19 protein-coding genes are annotated in these 17,662 nt (G+C 34.4%); 7 read left to right on the top strand and 12 right to left on the bottom strand.

Annotated features, from left to right (window positions below; all coding sequences use genetic code 11):
* The first annotated feature begins 13 nt into the window (after positions 1–13).
* The 7 genes from ACY651_RS16800 to ACY651_RS16770 all read left to right on the top strand — a co-directional run bounded on the left by ACY651_RS16800 (position 14) and on the right by ACY651_RS16770 (position 8,391).
* On the top strand, positions 14–169 hold the full coding sequence (locus ACY651_RS16800; protein WP_462254652.1) for a T9SS type A sorting domain-containing protein: 156 nt from the start codon (positions 14–16) through the stop codon (positions 167–169).
* Positions 170–530: 361 nt separating this feature from the next.
* Positions 531–2,159 (top strand): choice-of-anchor V domain-containing protein, encoded by a 1,629-nt coding sequence (locus ACY651_RS16795; RefSeq protein WP_462254651.1) that lies wholly within the window; start codon positions 531–533, stop codon positions 2,157–2,159.
* Positions 2,160–2,383: 224 nt separating this feature from the next.
* Positions 2,384–3,523: an acyltransferase family protein gene (locus tag ACY651_RS16790; RefSeq protein ID WP_462254650.1), complete on the top strand. Its 1,140-nt coding sequence runs from the start codon at positions 2,384–2,386 to the stop codon at positions 3,521–3,523.
* A 431-nt stretch (positions 3,524–3,954) separates the two neighbouring features.
* Positions 3,955–5,052: an alpha/beta hydrolase gene (locus tag ACY651_RS16785; RefSeq protein ID WP_462254649.1), complete on the top strand. Its 1,098-nt coding sequence runs from the start codon at positions 3,955–3,957 to the stop codon at positions 5,050–5,052.
* A 90-nt stretch (positions 5,053–5,142) separates the two neighbouring features.
* Positions 5,143–6,348, top strand: coding sequence for a glycosyltransferase (locus ACY651_RS16780; protein ID WP_462254648.1), 1,206 nt, complete (start codon positions 5,143–5,145; stop codon positions 6,346–6,348).
* A 13-nt stretch (positions 6,349–6,361) separates the two neighbouring features.
* Positions 6,362–7,117, top strand: a complete 756-nt coding sequence (locus ACY651_RS16775; protein WP_462254647.1) for a NeuD/PglB/VioB family sugar acetyltransferase — start codon at positions 6,362–6,364, stop codon at positions 7,115–7,117.
* Between the two features lie 194 nt (positions 7,118–7,311).
* Positions 7,312–8,391 (top strand): glycoside hydrolase family 16 protein, encoded by a 1,080-nt coding sequence (locus ACY651_RS16770; RefSeq protein WP_462254646.1) that lies wholly within the window; start codon positions 7,312–7,314, stop codon positions 8,389–8,391.
* 28 nt (positions 8,392–8,419) lie between these two features.
* Here the strand turns inward: ACY651_RS16770 and ACY651_RS16765 are convergent, their stop codons facing one another.
* The 12 genes from ACY651_RS16765 to ACY651_RS16710 all read right to left on the bottom strand — a co-directional run.
* Entirely contained in the window at positions 8,420–9,265 is an 846-nt protein-coding gene (locus ACY651_RS16765; protein WP_462254645.1) for a beta-1,6-N-acetylglucosaminyltransferase, read from the bottom strand.
* 50 nt (positions 9,266–9,315) lie between these two features.
* Positions 9,316–10,272 carry a glycosyltransferase family 2 protein gene (locus ACY651_RS16760; RefSeq protein WP_462254644.1) on the bottom strand — a complete coding sequence of 319 codons (957 nt, stop codon included), beginning with the start codon at positions 10,270–10,272 and terminating at the stop codon, positions 9,316–9,318.
* An 8-nt stretch (positions 10,273–10,280) separates the two neighbouring features.
* Positions 10,281–11,129, bottom strand: a complete 849-nt coding sequence (locus tag ACY651_RS16755) for a glycosyltransferase family 2 protein (protein ID WP_462254643.1) — start codon at positions 11,127–11,129, stop codon at positions 10,281–10,283.
* Positions 11,126–11,758, bottom strand: coding sequence for a PglD-related sugar-binding protein (locus tag ACY651_RS16750; protein ID WP_462254642.1), 633 nt, complete (start codon positions 11,756–11,758; stop codon positions 11,126–11,128). The genes ACY651_RS16755 and ACY651_RS16750 overlap by 4 nt, the downstream gene beginning before the upstream one ends.
* Positions 11,759–11,905: 147 nt before the next feature.
* Positions 11,906–12,148, bottom strand: coding sequence for an LbetaH domain-containing protein (locus ACY651_RS16745; RefSeq protein ID WP_462254641.1), 243 nt, complete (start codon positions 12,146–12,148; stop codon positions 11,906–11,908).
* 60 nt (positions 12,149–12,208) lie between these two features.
* Positions 12,209–12,433: a hypothetical protein gene (locus tag ACY651_RS16740; RefSeq protein WP_462254640.1), complete on the bottom strand. Its 225-nt coding sequence runs from the start codon at positions 12,431–12,433 to the stop codon at positions 12,209–12,211.
* Between the two features lie 3 nt (positions 12,434–12,436).
* The gene (locus ACY651_RS16735; RefSeq protein WP_462254639.1) at positions 12,437–13,516 is read right to left on the bottom strand and encodes a DegT/DnrJ/EryC1/StrS family aminotransferase; all 1,080 of its coding nucleotides are present in this window, start codon (positions 13,514–13,516) and stop codon (positions 12,437–12,439) included.
* A 22-nt stretch (positions 13,517–13,538) separates the two neighbouring features.
* Positions 13,539–14,414 (bottom strand): ABC transporter permease, encoded by an 876-nt coding sequence (locus tag ACY651_RS16730; protein ID WP_462254638.1) that lies wholly within the window; start codon positions 14,412–14,414, stop codon positions 13,539–13,541.
* Between the two features lie 64 nt (positions 14,415–14,478).
* Positions 14,479–15,630 carry a glycosyltransferase family 4 protein gene (locus ACY651_RS16725; RefSeq protein WP_462254637.1) on the bottom strand — a complete coding sequence of 384 codons (1,152 nt, stop codon included), beginning with the start codon at positions 15,628–15,630 and terminating at the stop codon, positions 14,479–14,481.
* Between the two features lie 111 nt (positions 15,631–15,741).
* On the bottom strand, positions 15,742–16,605 hold the full coding sequence (gene rfbA / locus ACY651_RS16720) for a glucose-1-phosphate thymidylyltransferase RfbA (RefSeq protein ID WP_462254636.1): 864 nt from the start codon (positions 16,603–16,605) through the stop codon (positions 15,742–15,744).
* A 24-nt stretch (positions 16,606–16,629) separates the two neighbouring features.
* Positions 16,630–17,025 (bottom strand): four helix bundle protein, encoded by a 396-nt coding sequence (locus ACY651_RS16715; RefSeq protein ID WP_462254635.1) that lies wholly within the window; start codon positions 17,023–17,025, stop codon positions 16,630–16,632.
* Between the two features lie 69 nt (positions 17,026–17,094).
* On the bottom strand, positions 17,095–17,662 hold a 568-nt coding region (locus ACY651_RS16710; RefSeq protein WP_462254634.1), incomplete at its 5' end, for a dTDP-glucose 4,6-dehydratase.

Genomic DNA, 17,662 nt, shown 5'->3' with positions numbered 1-17,662 from the left:
CAAAGCTGTTACTATAAAAATAACTGATGCATCAGGCAGGCTGGTAGAAACAAAACAAACTGCAACAAACAGCGCAATACAAGTGGGTAATAAATTACCAGCAGGTATTTATTTTGCAGAAGTAATGCAGGATGGAAAAGTGCAAAGAATGAAACTGGTAAAACAATAATAACCTGAAGAATTTATAACCTTTATAGCCAGGAATAAAAACCACCGCTTCTATTAATTTGGGGGCGGTTTTTTATTATCTTTTCAACACTTAATTATTGCTTAATTATTTGGTAACAATTTGAGCATATCTTACGAGTGATTAAAGATTGCCAAATTTTTCTCCTCGAAATATCATGTTTTTTGTTGCCCAGTATAAACCTTGAAACACAGAAGGCCACTTTATTAATTTAAAGTGGCCTTCTGCTTTTATACAGTATTATAAATTGTAACAATTCAATAATCTTTTGGTAACGCAGAAAAAAAATGAAAATGATAATTTACAAAAGTTTTTATATTAATTACTACTTTAAAATATTTTTATGAGCAAAAAATATCTTTACACTGTAATAATTTGTGCGGCTATTTTTATTACCAGTCAATCGGGGTTGTTGTATTCATTTCAACCACCTCCTAACTATACCGGAGCCGAAGGAAGTACATGTGCCCAGTGCCACGGTAATTTTAATAATGGTGGCGGCGGAGTTGCAACAACGGGGTTGCCTGAGGGGTCATTTATTGCAGGGCAGGAATATAATTTCAGTGTTAACCTTTCTCACCCCACAACCCGTGGAAGATGGGGCTTTGCTATTGATGCAAGAGATGCCAATAATCAGCCTGTTGGCACATTTTCTTCTGCCAATCCTAATGCTTTACCTAATGTAAGTGAGTTAAGCCACCACATGGCCGTTTTTCAAACAGGCACTTCTTTTTCTTATAATAATTTAAAATGGACAGCACCTGCGAATCCAACCCTTGCCCAAAAAACTGTTACATTTTATTATGCCGGTAATACTGCAAATGGCGATATGGGATCTACAGGTGATTTTATTTATACAGGCACTAAGCAGGTAACCTTATTAGCCAATATTGCACCGGTTGTAACTATCACCAGCCCGGTGACCAACACTGCATTACCAGCAGGCAGTTCAGTAACCTTAACCGCCGCAGCAACCGATGCGGATGGCACTATAATCAAAGTAGAATTTTATAATAACGGTGTAAAGTTTGCCACCGACAGCACTGCACCATATACTTTAACCGGTACTAACGTAGAAGCAGGAACGTATGTGTTAACTGCCAAAGCATTTGATAACAGCGGCGACAGTGCAGTATCATCAGCAGTAACTTTAACCTTAACCGCCTGCACCGGTAGTGGGGCAATAACCGGCGAAGGATATTTAAATGTTACTGGCACACAGGTTGCCGATCTAATCGCCAGCCCAATATATCCTAACAATCCATCGGTAACGGTACCATTAAACAGTTTTGAATATGCCAGTGTGGGAGACAATTATGGCGCAAGATTAAGAGGTTATATCTGTGCCCCATTAACCGGCGCTTATACTTTTTATATTGCAGGCGATGACCAGGCAGGGCTTTGGTTAAGCACCGATGAGAATTCCAATAACAAAACACTGATCGCTTATAACGAAACCCCAGTAGGCTTTCAGGCATGGACCACATTTGCCACACAAAAATCGGCACCCATTACGTTAACCAAAGGGGTACGTTATTATATAGAAACGCTGCATAAGCAAAGTGCTTCCAGCAACCATTTATCTGTAGGCTGGGTAATGCCAGGTGGAGCAGCAGAAGGCCCAATACCGGGCAGCCGTTTATCACCCATCGGTTCCCTATTCCCCAATTTGCCCAATGGAGTAAATGCACAAAGCTTTGTTGAAGCGATGAAGGAAGTAGAAAACAATGCAGCCTTAAAAGTAACGGTAGCGCCCAACCCAAGCAGCAGTTATTTTACTTTAAATATAAAAAGCAGCAGCAACAAAGCTGTTACTATAAAAATAACTGATGCATCAGGCAGGCTGGTAGAAACAAAACAAACTGCAACAAACAGCGCAATACAAGTGGGTAATAAATTACCAGCAGGTATTTATTTTGCAGAAGTATTGCAGGATGGAAAAGTACAAAGAATGAAACTGGTAAAACAATAATTTTTAGATAAGGATTTATAACCATTGCAACCAAGTACAATAACCGCTTCCATTAATTTGGGGGCGGTTTTTTTACATTCAATACAGTTGCATGGAATTGACAAAGATTTTATGTAGCAAACTTAATTCTGCAAAGGGAAAATTAATATAGAAATAACTTCTTTAAATGAAGTTATTATAAACCAGGGCATAATTTCAAAATTATTTAAATAATAAAATTATAAGTGAAGAAAATTGCAAATATTTTTAAAATAGATTTTGATAGCAATAGAATTTATGGGTTGGATATTTTACGGGCTGTTGCAGTATTGGTTATTGTGATTTTGCATGGCAATGATATCTTGCCATTTAATACTAAAAGAAGGATAGATTACTTTCTTCCTGATGGTGTTTCAATGTTTTTTGTTTTAAGCGGTTTTCTCATTGGAGGGATATTGATTAAAACCCTGGAAAACAAGGGAACTGGAATAAATAATTTATTTCAGTTTTGGCAGCGAAGATGCTTGAGGACTTTACCGCTGTATTATTTTTCACTCATTTTATTAATTATATTATCGTGGTTGTTTGTTGCAGGGTTTAATGTATGGGATGTAAAACATTTTTTTGTATTCTGTCAAAATTTTTATAAATCAAATTCAACATTCTTTACGGTTTCGTGGAGTTTAAGCGTAGAAGAGTGGTTTTATTTATTAATTCCATTAATTATTTTTATTTTAATAAATCTATTCTCGGCTAAAGTAAAAACAGCCATTCTTTCGACAGTAGTGATAATTATTATTGCAACAATTATTTACAGATACTACAGGTTTATAACTATAGAAATTAAAACAGTTGAAACATTCGATATTATGTTCAGGAGGCCAGTACTTACAAGATTAGATAGTTTGATGTTTGGCGTAGGCGGTGCTTATTTAAATTATTACAATAATGCATTTTGGGTACGGAATAAAAATATTTTTTTAGTAGCAGGCCTTGTTTTACTTATTACCACAAGGGTTTTAACAAATACAATTTTGAATAATTCTGTAATTTATTTCTGTAATTTTTCTTTTGTTTTAGATGCTTTATCAACACTATTATTGCTCCCTTATTTAAGTCAATTTAAAAAAGGGGAAGGTATTTTTTTTAAACCAATTACTTATGTCAGTTTAATTTCCTATTCTGTTTATCTCATACATTCCACTTTTGTGTTGCAATGGATAGTTAAATTTGTAACCATACCCGACTTAAATAGCATAGCATTAATATTAGTAAAATATGGCACTTACTGGATGATTACAATTCTATTGTCAATTTTGTCATATAAATTTATCGAAACACCTTTTTTAAGATTTAGAAAAAAGGGTAAAGAGCCAAATATATAATTCTATGAAAGAGATAAAATTCAGTCTCAGTTATTTATTTCTTTTGTATTCTTTCTAAATCCAAAAGAAATACTGGAATAGAATAATAAAACCCAATTACTAATCTTTAAAGTAGATTTTGATAGTAGCAGAATTTATGGGCTTTTGCTATTTTTACTTACAAGTACATAGAAATGCCGTTTATGAAATTACAAAGTGAAGTAAATTAAATATTTTTCTTTACTTTAATACTGATGAATTCTTCTTAGCTATCCTTTGATATTGATGATGTGGATATGATGTCTTTAAAGTTTTAATCTTCAGAAAGGTATTAGTATCATATTACACATTAGGCAAGATTATTTATAATTTAGTAACACTATTTTACCTTTTAAATGATATTGATATCATAATTTTAATTTTGGTATAAGTAAATAATAAAACTTTATTTTATGAAAAAGGTAATTTACAAAATTCCGATTTTATTGTTTTTTGTTTCTAGCGTATTTCTTACTTCATGCAAAAAAGAACTGGAACAAAGTTCTATTAAGCAAAAGTTTTTTAATCAAACAGCTGCTGCTTCTGTTTGCGATACGGGATTAAAGAGATACCGTGATAAAGTTTTTTCAGCAAATGAGATATACAGGTCTGTTGATTTTGTATATAGGTCACCCAATCAATATCATTTATTAGACACCCGTAAAGATACTCTTAAACTGGATTTTTATGAACCTCTGAATGATACAGCCACTAAAAGACCGCTTATTGTTTGGATGCATGGAGGTGGCTCAGCAGCAGGTAGTAAAAACGACTCCTTTGAAATAAAAAATTGTATTGATTTTGCAAGGCGTGGTTATGCAGTAATTTGTTTTGATTATAGGATTACCCCGGAACTCTGGCCTCCTTCTGGCTATCCATCTTATTCTGATGCTGTTAAAGCTTATTACAGAGGTATGCAAGATGCCAGATTTGCTATAAGGTTTGCCAAACAAAATGCCAATTTAGCAAAGATCGATACTAATAAAATTTTTATGGCTGGACTCTCAAACGGAGCCTGTCAAACTTTGCATGTAGCTTATTTAGATGATGACGAGTTACAAATTTCACCACTTAAAATATTAGATACATTAGGTTCAGTAGATTTTGCTAATGCTTTTACCCCAAATAATACTGGTAAGATTACAGCTGGAATTGCAATTTCTAGTTGGATTTGGAATATTGATTGGATTGAAGCTGGAGATCCGCCAATGCTATTTATACACTCATCTATGGATAATTATGCACCTATTACTGAAGGAACGGATTGGGTTTACGGGCTTTTTTATCTTTGGGGGCCACAAGCAATTGTACAAAGGCTTAATCAATTAGGCATAGCTACAGATTTGAAAGTGATTGATGACGGCCCTCCGTTCCCACTTCCAATTCATACTGATGGATATAGAACACATGGTAATGTTGTGACATACCCAGAATTCATTCTGGCACCTGCTACATTAGATTTTATGTTTACAAATTTATACAATGCTTATTTCCACTGTAACAACTTATAATTGTAAAAATATTTGTTGTAAAAACATTTTTTAATATTCCCAAAATGAAAATAGCTGCATAAAAATTCTTTATACGGTGAAATAAAAAGCATGAAAAATTTAATTTTAAATTTTTTTAAAAAAAAGGGGATAGCGTTTAAAAAACAAGATATTATTTATGATTTGATTGTTTTTGATGATCTCTATCCACACCCTGGTTCTGGTTTTAGATTTGAAGAAATTTCTTATCTTTTAAAAAACATACCTAAAAGCAAAGCTGTGGTTTCCGGAATTACTTATAGAGATTTTAACTTGCCGGATGATTTGCACCAGTTACATATAGACGGCTTAATTAAAGAAAATATTGATTTAACTGGTAAAATTGTAAAGCCTCATGGAAGTATAAATATTAACTGCAGGTTATTTTATTGCATTTTTTTAAACAATATTTATCAAAATCTGGATTGGCTCGAAAAATACAAAATACCATTTGCTTTTACATTGTACCCTGGTGGCGGGTTTCTTATTGATGATGTTGAAATAACCCAAAAACTTAAAAAAGTATTTTCATCCAAATATTTTAAAAAAGTTATTGTAAATCAGCAAAAGACTTATGATTATTTAGTACAAAATAATTTTTGCAAACAAGAAGATATACTTTTTATTTTTGGCGTAGTGGTACCACAGGTAAGTTTTATCAATGACGTTGTTAAAAGCTATTATGGAAAGGATAAAAATAGTTTTGATATTTGCTTTTTCGCTGCCAAAACCTCTGCAATAGGTGAAAATAAGGGATACCCACTCTTTGTGGAGTTTATGAAACTAATTGCTCCTAAATATAAGTTTGTAAGATTTCATATTATTGGAGGGTTTGACAAAACTGTAATTGATGTTACACAAATTGAAGATAAAATTACATTTTATGGTTACCAGGAATATTCGGCATTAAAGAAAATCTTTAGAGTTGTGGATCTTATCATATCTCCCAACGTGCCCGATAAATTGGGAAAAGGATCTTTTGACGGGTTTCCGTTGGGTACAGTGATTGAAGCAGCATTAAACGAAGTGGTAGTGATGCTTACCGACAGCTTTAACGAAAATAATTATTTCGAAGATGGCGAAGAGCTTATTATTATTCAACCAAACTTACAGGATATTGTTGAAAAATTTGAAACTTCAGTAAACGATTTATACCGTTTTTACACAATTGCAAAAAAGGGAAAAGTTAAATTTCAACATATTTATTCCAACGATTTTCAAATGAAGCCCCGGCTCGATATGATACAGTCATTAATTGATTCAAGTAGCTTAAAATAAAATTCAGTACATCATGCTAATAATTGGTGCAGGAGGATTTGCGAAAGAACTTGTTGAGATTTTTCAGCATACAGGCAATACAAAAAAAATAGCTTTTTATGACGATGTAAACCTTAATACGGGTAATTTGCTGTTTAATAAATTCCCAATTTTAAAAAGTGAAAAAGAAGTTGCCGCATATTTTTCCAATAACGGAAATGCCTTTACTATTGGAATTGGAAACCCTGCATTAAGGTATAAAATGTACAAAAAATTTACTGCTTTAAATGGAAGGCTAACTTCGGTAATCTCTCTCAAGGCTTTTATAGGTTCATTTGAAGTTAGTTTGGGCGAGGGATGTAATGTGTTAGATGGAGCAACTTTTTCCAACACCGCTTCAGCCGGTATGGCTTGCATTGTGTATTATAACGCTATTATAACGCATGATTGCTCATTAGGTGATTTTTGCCAAATGTCTCCAGGTGCAACATTATTGGGCGGTGCAAAAGTTAATGATTTCACCGTTATTGGTTCAAATGCTACTATACTGCCCAAAATATTAGTTGGTAAACATGCAGTAATAGGTGCTGCATCGGTAGTAACCAAAGACGTACCTGATTATGCCTTGATGATTGGAAACCCTGCCAAGCATTCGGGATGGGTAAGTGAATATGGACAAAAACTTTTTTTTGATGAAAATAATATAGCAATTTGCAGTAGGAGTGGTGATAGGTATATTTTAAAAAATTTTGTTGTAGAAAGAATTTTAGTTAATGAAAAATTTAAATAGATTATTACTTTATTTATTAGATAGTACAGCTAATTTTTTAAATTGTTTCTGTACTACATTTTAATCACTTGTTAATTACCTAATTCTGCCACACCCTCACCATAAAAAATATTTGTTTTTTATGGGAAAAAAGTAACAAAGCTTTTAGTTAGATAGAATACTTTCTTATTTAATTAATTTTAAGTTTACAAAAAATGATAAAGATTAAATCATTTATATTATTATTCCTGATTTTTTGCATTTCAATTGCTGCTAAAAAAAGTGTAGTCGATAATACAGCTACTACTGTTGAAAAATCCTTACCATCAATAAATACAAATCCGGGCCTTAAGGATTATACACTTTTTATGCAGGAAGATTTTGATGGTAAAATTTTAAATACCAAGCGGTGGAACTATTACCGGGAGGGAGAAAAAACGGGAAACCATACCTACAAGCCAAAAAATGCAACAGTAAAAAATGGCAATCTCTATTTAACCGTACAAAAATTAGCTGACGGTAATTTTTCGGCAGTAGATATTAATTCCAAATCACTTTTTAAATATGGGTATTTTGAAATAAAGGCAAAATTACCTAAGGCTATTGGAGTGGAAGCAGCTTTTTGGTTTTTTCCCTGGAGCATGCCGGAAACTTATGCAGGTTTTACTCCTTCGATTGATGGTGTTGAAATTGATGCATTTGAATACAGCCCTGCCATTTTTGAAACCATGATTTACAGTCTTCATTGGAACGGTTATGATTATGCAAAAGGAGCACAAGTATCTACTCAGCAGGAAATCATTCCGGGTATATCTAAAGGGTATCACCTTTTTGCATTAGAATGGACACCTACTGAATATGTTATTTACATTGATGGCAAAGAAAGAATACGTACCAACAAAATTATTTCACGAAAAGCTTCTACCTTAATTTTGGGTTTTGGTACCGGAGGCTTTGGCGGTACCAATTATGCAGGCCCCTGGCCGGATACTTTTGCAATTGATTATGTAAAAATTTATAACCGCAAACCAGAAGTGAGAATATATGGGGATGCTAATGGTAATGGATGGATATCGGAAGGCTTGCAACCCGGCAGTTATACTACAGCACAACTTAAACAAAAAGGTATTTTTGATAATGAAGCCAGCTCTTTAGAAGTACCGAAAGGATGGAAAGTTACGGTGTTTGAAAGCGACTATTTCAGAGGTAAATCAATGATGATTATAACCGACACAGGCACTTTGGAACCTTATTTTAATGATAAGTTATCCTCTATTGTAATTTCTAAAAAATAGTACACTTTGTGTTTATGAAATAGTACTACTAACAGTTCAGCTTCGTTTGATCTATCAAATCTAAAATTTTAGTATCAATATCAACATCAAATTTGCGGGCAAAAAAGCTGGCGGATTGCAGCAAATTTTCTCTGTCGGTAATGGTGAGTAATTTGGGGTTCTTTTTATTTTCCGACCAATCGGTATAATGAAAAACTTCGTCTTTTATTGTTGTTTTAAAAGAGGAATTAAAAAGCACGGTTTGAAAAAAAAATTCATCTGCAATATGTACTTTTTTAAAATAGTTTACAAACTTTGGATTATTTGAAACAAATTGTAGTACATACATTGTAGCCTCTCTTGTAATGGCAAACCATTGTGGCCCTTTTCTAATATCGAAAGGATAAGGAAACTTTCTATCTGGCAATATTTTATTAATAACTCTTTCAAAAATACTTTTGCCCCAAAAAGAATAACTGTGCAGGTGGTACTTTTTTATCCTTTGTATATTTTGTTGCGATGTGGCGTAAGGCTGTATGCCTATAAACTCCAAACCGTTTTGCGCTTTAAGATAGTTAAGGAAATTAACCGGAGGTTGTAAAACATAATCCTGTCCGCTGAGGAAATTAAAATAGGAATATTTTTTTTCAGATGCCAGTACATGTTCTAAACAAAGCAGCATGGCTTGCACAGTGTTATAATTTGCCCAATCTACCTGAATATTATCAGGTATAAAAAAAACATTAGAACCTGTTAGTACCTGCTTAAAATAATCGGTGTCGCTTTTTTTATCAACATGTATCCAGCAGTCAATATCCGGATGATATAGCCTTTGTGTAAGTCTTGCTACCTGTGCCGGGTTTTTATGTACCAATAAAATATGTGCCACTTTCATATAATAGTATTTCAATAAAACTTACCTCATTTATTTTAGGCGAGGTACATCTAATCCAAAACTTTTTGGCCACCTGCAATAGTTCTTTTTATTAAGGGTAATCCTTCTTTGGGCAGCTTTGTTATATAACTAATTATATTATCCATGCCACCAACAAAAGGAAAAATGACCAGGCTTTTTAAAAAGGGAATCCACTCTTTTTTTCTAAAACTGTTTAGCAGGGTAAGCTTGTAATAGCGGGTGCGGTATCTTTTTATCCAGTATGATGCACCAAGCTGGTTACTTTTTTTTAATTTTTCTATCCGGCGCAAACAAGCTTTTGTTGCAATATTGTAATGCTCCATCATTGCCTGCTTTTCGTGTCCAAGGTTAGATATGCTGCCCTTGTGAATACGGTAGTAATACAGCGGCTTATTAATAAAAAAAATCTCACCTGTCTCTTCCAGTATATAATATAATTCCTGGTCGATGGCTTTGTCGTATTCCCTGATGGGAGAGAGGCCTGCTGTTTTATTGTAGCAAGTTTTTTTAAACGACACAAAATGATGAATACTGCCATCATTAACTAAAAGGTAAGGTGTGTTTACAGGCAATGCTTTTGGGTATTCTGCCAGTTTTATAATATTAAGTTTGTCATCGCAAATGTAATGGGTGGAGTGTACAATGCTGCACCGGGGGTTTGCCAAATGTGCTTCTACCATTATCGCCAATGTGTCGGGATGTATGGTATCATCGGGATCTAAAAAACCTGCAATTTCTCCTGTTGCTTTCTCTACGCATTTTGCTTTGGTATAGGAACAACCCATATTTTTTTCGTTGCGGTAAACTTTTATACGGGCATCATCTTTGTAGGCGCTTATCACTTCTTCAAAGTTATCGGTAGAGCCATCTTCTACAATAATCACCTCCCAGTTGGTATAAGTTTGATCGTACACCGTTTTTAAAGATACTCCTAAAAATCTTGCATTATTATAATGTGCCATCAAAACAGAAAAAAGTATTTCCATTGCAAAATTTAACGGGTTAAATATTTTTTTACTGAAGCAATAAGCGACTGCTTTTGTTTTGGCGCTGCAGCAATTTGTGGCGACGAATGACGGTCAACTTCATAAATAACCGCTTTGCGTATCGCTTCGTGATATTTATATTTTGTATAAATATCAAATGATGCATAGATATATACCATCACCATTATTTTATCGTATGCTTTGTGTACTGTGGTCATGCCTGTATCATGCAGGCGGTACACTGCCATTACATCATCCAGGTATTTAAAGTTGCCCCGCAAGCTCAGCAGCAGCATAAAAGGAAGATCGCCGTAACTGCAGTTAAAATACCAGTCGGGTAAAACAAAATCCGGATAGTTTACAAACATAAATGATGGCGATGCAATAAACCACGGCCCTAATACATCAATGGTATCAAATGAATCTTTGGGTAAACCTTTTTCGTGCATAATCCATTCCCATTGTTCATCTTTTCTTTCATTTTTTATTATTGCGTTATGAAAACATGCGCTGTAGCCAGGGTTGGCTTCAAGAAAATCAACCTGCTTTTGCAGTTTGAATGGGTCTGTCCAGTAGTCATCTCCTTCGCAAAAGGCAATATATTTTCCGCTGCATGCTTTATACGTACGCAAAAAGTTATGCATCATACCTAAGTTTTTTTCTGCAGGCAGTAATTTTATTTTTTCAGGGTGTTTAGCTGCATAATCTGCACAAATCTTTCTGGTGTCATCGGTGCTAAGGTCTTCGCCAATAATAATTTCTGCATCAAAATTATATTGTTGCTGCAACACTGCATCAAGCGTTTGAGCAATATATTGCTGATGGTTATAGGTTATTATGCAAATACTTATTTTCATTTTTTTCGGTAAAATCTAATTGCAGCTGGCACACCTTCCACCACTGCATAATCAGGAATATTTTTTGTAACAACGGAACCAGCAGAGATGACAACATTGCTGCCTACTTTAATACGTGGTATAATAATAGTACCCATGCCTACTATACAATTGTCGCCCACTTCGGCATCTGCAGAAACAGTAACCATTGGCCCTATATCACAAAACGCACCTACTTTACATCCGTGGCCAAAATTGGTTTGTTTATTCAGTAGGCATAATTCGCCAATAGTTACGCTGGGTTCTACATCTACATCCCGTAAAATAATGGTACCTGCGCCAATACTTTTTACATAGGGGCTAAAGTTGCCGAATGGAGAAATGAAAGAAGCCAGATTACCACCCAATGCTGTAAAACGTTCTGCCATTTTTTTTCTTTGTTTTACATCTCCAAGGCAAATCACAAAATCTTTAGAAGTGTTAGTGAAGTAATCCACCACTTCTTCATCCGTACTAATGATTTTAAATTTTTCTTTGATGAAAATATTTTCCGTTTCTGTTTCACTCCAGAAAACTGCGTCTTCTATTTTCATCTTCAGCAGGTCTTCAAATAACTGTGCGGCAAGGCCGCCTGCTCCAATAAATAACATAGCTTGTTTGTTAAGGGGTAATGTAAATTTTTCTTTGGGCTTAAAAGTATTATTAAAGTTTTCTAAAGAACCTGATCTTTGCCGGAACGCCAGAAACCACTGCGTTATCCGGAATATTTTTTGATACCACCGTTCCTGCTGCAACAATTACGTTTTACCCAATTTTACTTTTGGTTGTATAATAGCGCCCATGCCTATGTAACCATTCTTTCCAATTGCTGCATCCGATGCAATGATAGCATAAGGGCCAACTGAACAATAGCGAGCCACTACTGCACCGTGACCAAAATTTGCCCTTTTATTAATAACACAATTTTCTCCAATGTACACACCAGGTTCAGAAGCTACCTGATTTAATACAACAGCACCGGTTTCAACAGTGGTGTACAAACTTAAATGGGCATAGGGCGAAATAAAAGATGCCGGTTGACCACCTAAATTTTTAAATTTTTAAATTTTTCTATCATCAATATCCCAAATTGCTGCTGAAAATAATTTTGAAGTTTGTGCAAAATAATTTTTAACCTCAATGTCGGTTTGTAAAATTTTAAAATTTTCTTTTATACAATTGTATTTTGTAGCTGTTTCGCTCCAAAAAACATAATCATTTACTTTTAGCGTAATTAAATCATCAAAAAGTTGGGCAGCCATGCCGCCTGCACCTAAGAATAACATGGGTTAATTATTTTGGGCCCTTAACAATAATCTGCATACAAAATCAATTTCTTCTATACTAATGCTGTGATATATTGGTAAGCAAAGCACTTTAGCACTTATTTCATCGCACACCGGCGTAAGGCATTTAGTTACATATTTTAAATTATTTAACGAGGGATAAAAATATCTTCTCGGAAATATCCTGTGCCCATTTAGTATTTCAACTGCTTTAAGTAAACCCATTTCAGATTCAAATATTACCGGGTAATAGGAAAAATTAAAATTACTGTCAGGTTCTGGTTTTATATTCCGCAGGTTTAAAAACTTCATCCATTCATCATATTTTTCATACTGCTTTTTCCGGGTTTCTAAAATTGAATCAATATACTTTAAGTTGATAAGCCCCATCGCTGCATGAAACTCAGAGTTTTTTCCATTAATGCCCACTTCTGCAAAATCCTCCGGACCATTATGCCCAAAGTTTCTCATATAAGCCATCTTTTTTAATAAGTTGGCATCTTTTGTAAATACTGCCCCTCCTTCTATTGTGTGAAATATTTTTGTGGCATGAAAACTGGCAGTACTTACATCACCGTACGCATAAACGCTTTTTCCTTTATAAATGGTGCCAAAGCAATGTGCGGCATCGTAAATTACTTTAAGCCCATGCTTATCAGCAATAACTTGTATGGCATCAATATTACAAGGGTTGCCATAAGTATGTGTTGCAATAATGGCCGAAGTGGCTGGTGTTATTGCCGCTTCAATTTTTGTATGATCAATATTAAGTGTATGGGTATCAATATCGGTAAAAACCGGTGTACAGCCTTCCCAAACAATGGAAGATGTAGTGGCAATATAACTAAAAGGCGTAGTGATAATTTCTCCTTTTAACCCTAAAGCTTTTATTGCAATTTGTAAAGCAGTGGTGCCATTATTGAGGTAAAGCAAATGATCGATACCCAAGTACAACTTTAACTTTAACTCCAGTTCATTTACCAACGGGCCATTATTGGTAAGCCAGTTACGGCCCCATATTTTTTTTATGTATTCCTGATACTCTTCCAGCGGAGGTAAAAATGGTTTGGTTACATCTATCATAAAATTTGCCGTATTTGTTCTACTAAATTGTATCAACAAACGATTTCTCCGTGTGATTAAAAAGTAATATCCCAATAATTAAAAAGAACAATACACACCCTGCATCATAAGCAAGCAAAGGCCAGTTTAATTGCCCTGTACCTGTAAAAATAAATCTGAAAGCTTCAATAAACCCACTCATAGGATTAGCCATAATAACCTTTTTGTAATCGCCGTTTGCAACACTGCTTAAGGGAACAAAAACAGTAGAAACAAACATCATTAACTGAATAATGAAAGTGATAAGATGTGAAAGATCTTTATAACGGATAGTTAAAGATGCCACTATTAACCCTGTGCCCATACCCATTAAGGCAACGCAAATAATTAATAGCGGAAATAAAAAAATATAATAAGTAGGTTGTATGCTATCTGTTGTAACAGTAAAATATAAATACACCATTACAAACAACCCAAACTGGATTGCAAATTTAATAAGGCTGGTTAAAGTGATTGAAAGCGGGATAATTAAACGGGGAAAATAAACTTTAGAAAATATTGCATTATTATCTTTTAAAAACGATGCTGTTTTTGTGATGCATTCTGCAAAATACCCCCAAAGAATAATACCACTCAGATAAAATAAAACAGGCGGTATGCCACCGGTAGAAAAATTGGCAACTTTTTTAAAAACTATAATATAAGTTAGTGTAGTTAATACCGGTTGTAAAAAAAACCAAAGCGGGCCTAAGATAGTTTGTTTATAAATTGATGAGATATCCCGTTTTACCCAGATAATCAGTAAGTCCCTGTAATTCCATAGCTCCCGGAGGTTAAGTGAAAAAATATTATTTTCAGGAGTAATAGTTTCTTTCCATTCTGTTATTTCATTTGCTGCACTTACCATATAAAAACACATTAGTTTATAATGGCGCAAAATATTTAAACACTATAAACTTAATGTTAACTTATAGTAACCATATTTATATTTTTTTGTACTGCAGCAGCACTTCAATTTGCCGGTTAAAAAAAGTCAGGGTATCGGAAGGGTGTTTATGAGCAATTGACTTTGCGGCATTTACACCAAGCTGTTCCCAATCGGCTCTTTTTTCCCATGCCCTTTCCAGGGCGGCGTCAATTGCTGCAGTGGTGGCGTACTCGGCAATAAAACCATTTACACCTTCATCAATAAGTTCGGCTGTGCCACCTACATTGGTAACAATTGCGGCACGTTTAAAATGCATGGCTTCTATCAGGCTTAATGACTGGCCTTCCATTCGTGATGGCATTAGCAGTATATGGTGTGTTTTCCATATTTTACCAACATCTTCAATGTGATTGTGGATAGTAAAACTGGTAATTTTATTCTGCTGCAGTAAACGTTTAAGCAATTCGTTATGTGGCCCTGTGCCAAAAAGAGAAAAATGAATGTTTCGGCTTTTCCATTTTTCTTTTTTAAGTATTTCTATCAATAAATCATATCCTTTATGAAATGTTTCAATCCTGCCAACAAGAGCCACTTTATAATTTCCATTTTCTATTTCAGGAAATGAAATATCTGCCGGAATTATTTTTGTAAATGGATTATAAATGACTGCTGCGTTTTTTACCAGCTCACCCAATAATTTTTCATGCAGTAACTGTGTATTTTTCGATACAAAATAATTGCATTTTGCCTGCCGGTATAATACATTTAATTCATTGATTAATGCATCATTCAAATAGGGCCAGTGTACTTCTGTTACAAGCTGTGTAATAGTTACAAAAGGTATATTAAAAACAACACAGTCTCTCATCAACTGCATCCCATCTATATTATTGCCCTGAGAAATTATTATAAGATCGGGCTTTTGTTTTTTAATATTTTCGTGAAGTACATCTTTTGGCAAAAACTTACCCAGCTTTAATTTTCTTAATGCACGAAAAAATATTGAAGGGTGCCGTAACCGGTTTTGAAGGGAAATGAAATTTTCACGGTTGGGTATAAACTGTTGTACCAGTTCGTAGTTATAATTAAGCCCCGCCTTAACTGTATAGCCATTTTCGTTTAATTGCTTTGCAGACTGGGTCCATAATACTTCACTTCCGCCCCAGATATTGTTAGTAGATAAGTAAAGAATATATTTTGGAGGCATAGTAAAATAATAACAAATTTAACCATTCGCCTCAAGGTTAATATGAACTTAATGTTAACTACCAGCGTGGATACTTGTTAATAGGAATTTTTAGTTTGCTTATTGTATATTTTATGGTGTACTGATATTCATTAAGTACTCTCCATAACCGCTTTTCTTTAAATCTTCTGCTAATTTTATTAAATGTTCTTTAGTAATAAATTTCATCCGCCACGCTATCTCTTCGGGGCAGCCGATTTTTAAACCCTGCCTTTTTTCTACTACCCTTACATATTCGCCTGCATCGCTTAAAGATTCAAAAGTGCCGGTATCCAACCATGCAAAGCCACGGTTTAGCACGCCAACTTTTAATTTTTTCTTTTTAAGATAAGTATCGTTCACTGTCGTTATTTCATATTCGCCTCTTGCACTTGGTTTTATATTTTTTGCAATATTCACCACATCGTTATCATAAAAATACAAACCAGGCACGGCATAATTACTTTTTGGTTTTAATGGTTTTTCTTCAATGCTTAAGGCGTTAAAATCTGCATCAAATTCTACCACACCATATCTTTCCGGATCGCTAACCGGGTAAGCAAAAATAACTGCCCCATACGGGTTTACACTTTGCTGCAGTAATTTACTAAAGCCACTGCCGTAAAAAATATTATCCCCTAATACTAATGCCACACTATCGCTGCCAATAAATTTCTCTCCAATTACAAACGCCTGTGCCAGGCCGTTAGGTACTTCCTGCACTGCATATTCTATTGTACATCCCCATTGGCTGCCATCGCCTAATAATCTTTTAAACTGTGCCTGGTCGTCCGGAGTAGTTATTATTAAAATTTCTCTTATCCCTGCCAACATTAAAGTGCTGAGAGGATAATAGATCATCGGCTTGTCGTAAACAGGCATCAACTGTTTACTGATTCCCATAGTAATGGGATATAATCTTGTACCTGAGCCGCCTGCTAAAATAATTCCTTTCATTGATTTAGTTTAGAAGTTTAGGGTTTAGAAGTTTAGGAAGTTTAAAAAAGACAGAAACCTTGTTTTTTGTTGAGACTTTCTTAATCCAGCAATTAGTAAAGTTTGTTTTTCTATCAAATCTCTGCCTTCTGAATAATTTTCGTTTGCTAAGTATCCTAAATCATTTGATATAATTAAATCTTTCAATAATTCAATTGTACTGCTGTAGGCAATTGTACTAAAATGGGATTGATCTTTTGCTGTTTTACGGGAAGTTCCTTCTGCAATATTTGAGGCAACTGAAATAGCGGCTCTTCGCATTTGAGATATAATACCAAATTTTTCTTCTGATGGAAAATGCTTAGTAGATTTATAAGTCCATACTGCTAATTGGCGTGCATGTTGCCAGCATTCTAATTTTTCAAAAGAGTAAACTTTCATATATTTTACTTTTATAAAAGTGATAAATATTTTTATGCCGTAAACTAAACATCTAAACTTTCTAAACGCCTAAACGCCATACTGCTTGTTATAATATTTCTGATAATTCCCGCTGGTAACTTCTTCCAGCCATGCTGCATTATTCAAATACCAATCTATAGTTTTTGAAATACCTTCTTCAAATTGCAATGATGGTACCCAGCCTAATTCATTTTTTAATTTAGTGGCATCAATGGCATAGCGCAAATCGTGGCCTGCCCTGTCTTTTACATAAGTGATCAACTTTTCTGAAGTATCTTTTTCTCTTCCTAATTTTTCATCCATCTGTTTACACAATTCTTTTACCAAATCTATATTGGTCCATTCATTATGGCCGCCAATATTATAGGTTTCGCCAATTTTACCGTTATGAAAAATTACATCAATAGCCCTTACATGATCTTCTACAAAAAGCCAGTCTCTTATATTTTCTCCCTTACCATAAATAGGCAAAGGCTTATTATTGATGATGTTGAAAATACAAAGTGGTATTAATTTTTCGGGAAAATGAAAAGGGCCGTAATTATTACTGCAGTTGCTGATTTTTACCGGCATTTTATAAGTATGGTAAAATGCACGAACTATATGATCGGACGAG

Source organism: Ferruginibacter sp. (genome assembly GCF_031391665.1).
Lineage (GTDB): Bacteria > Bacteroidota > Bacteroidia > Chitinophagales > Chitinophagaceae > Ferruginibacter.
Note: the sequence above shows the minus strand (reverse complement) of the source record. Positions and strands in the feature narration are given on the sequence as shown.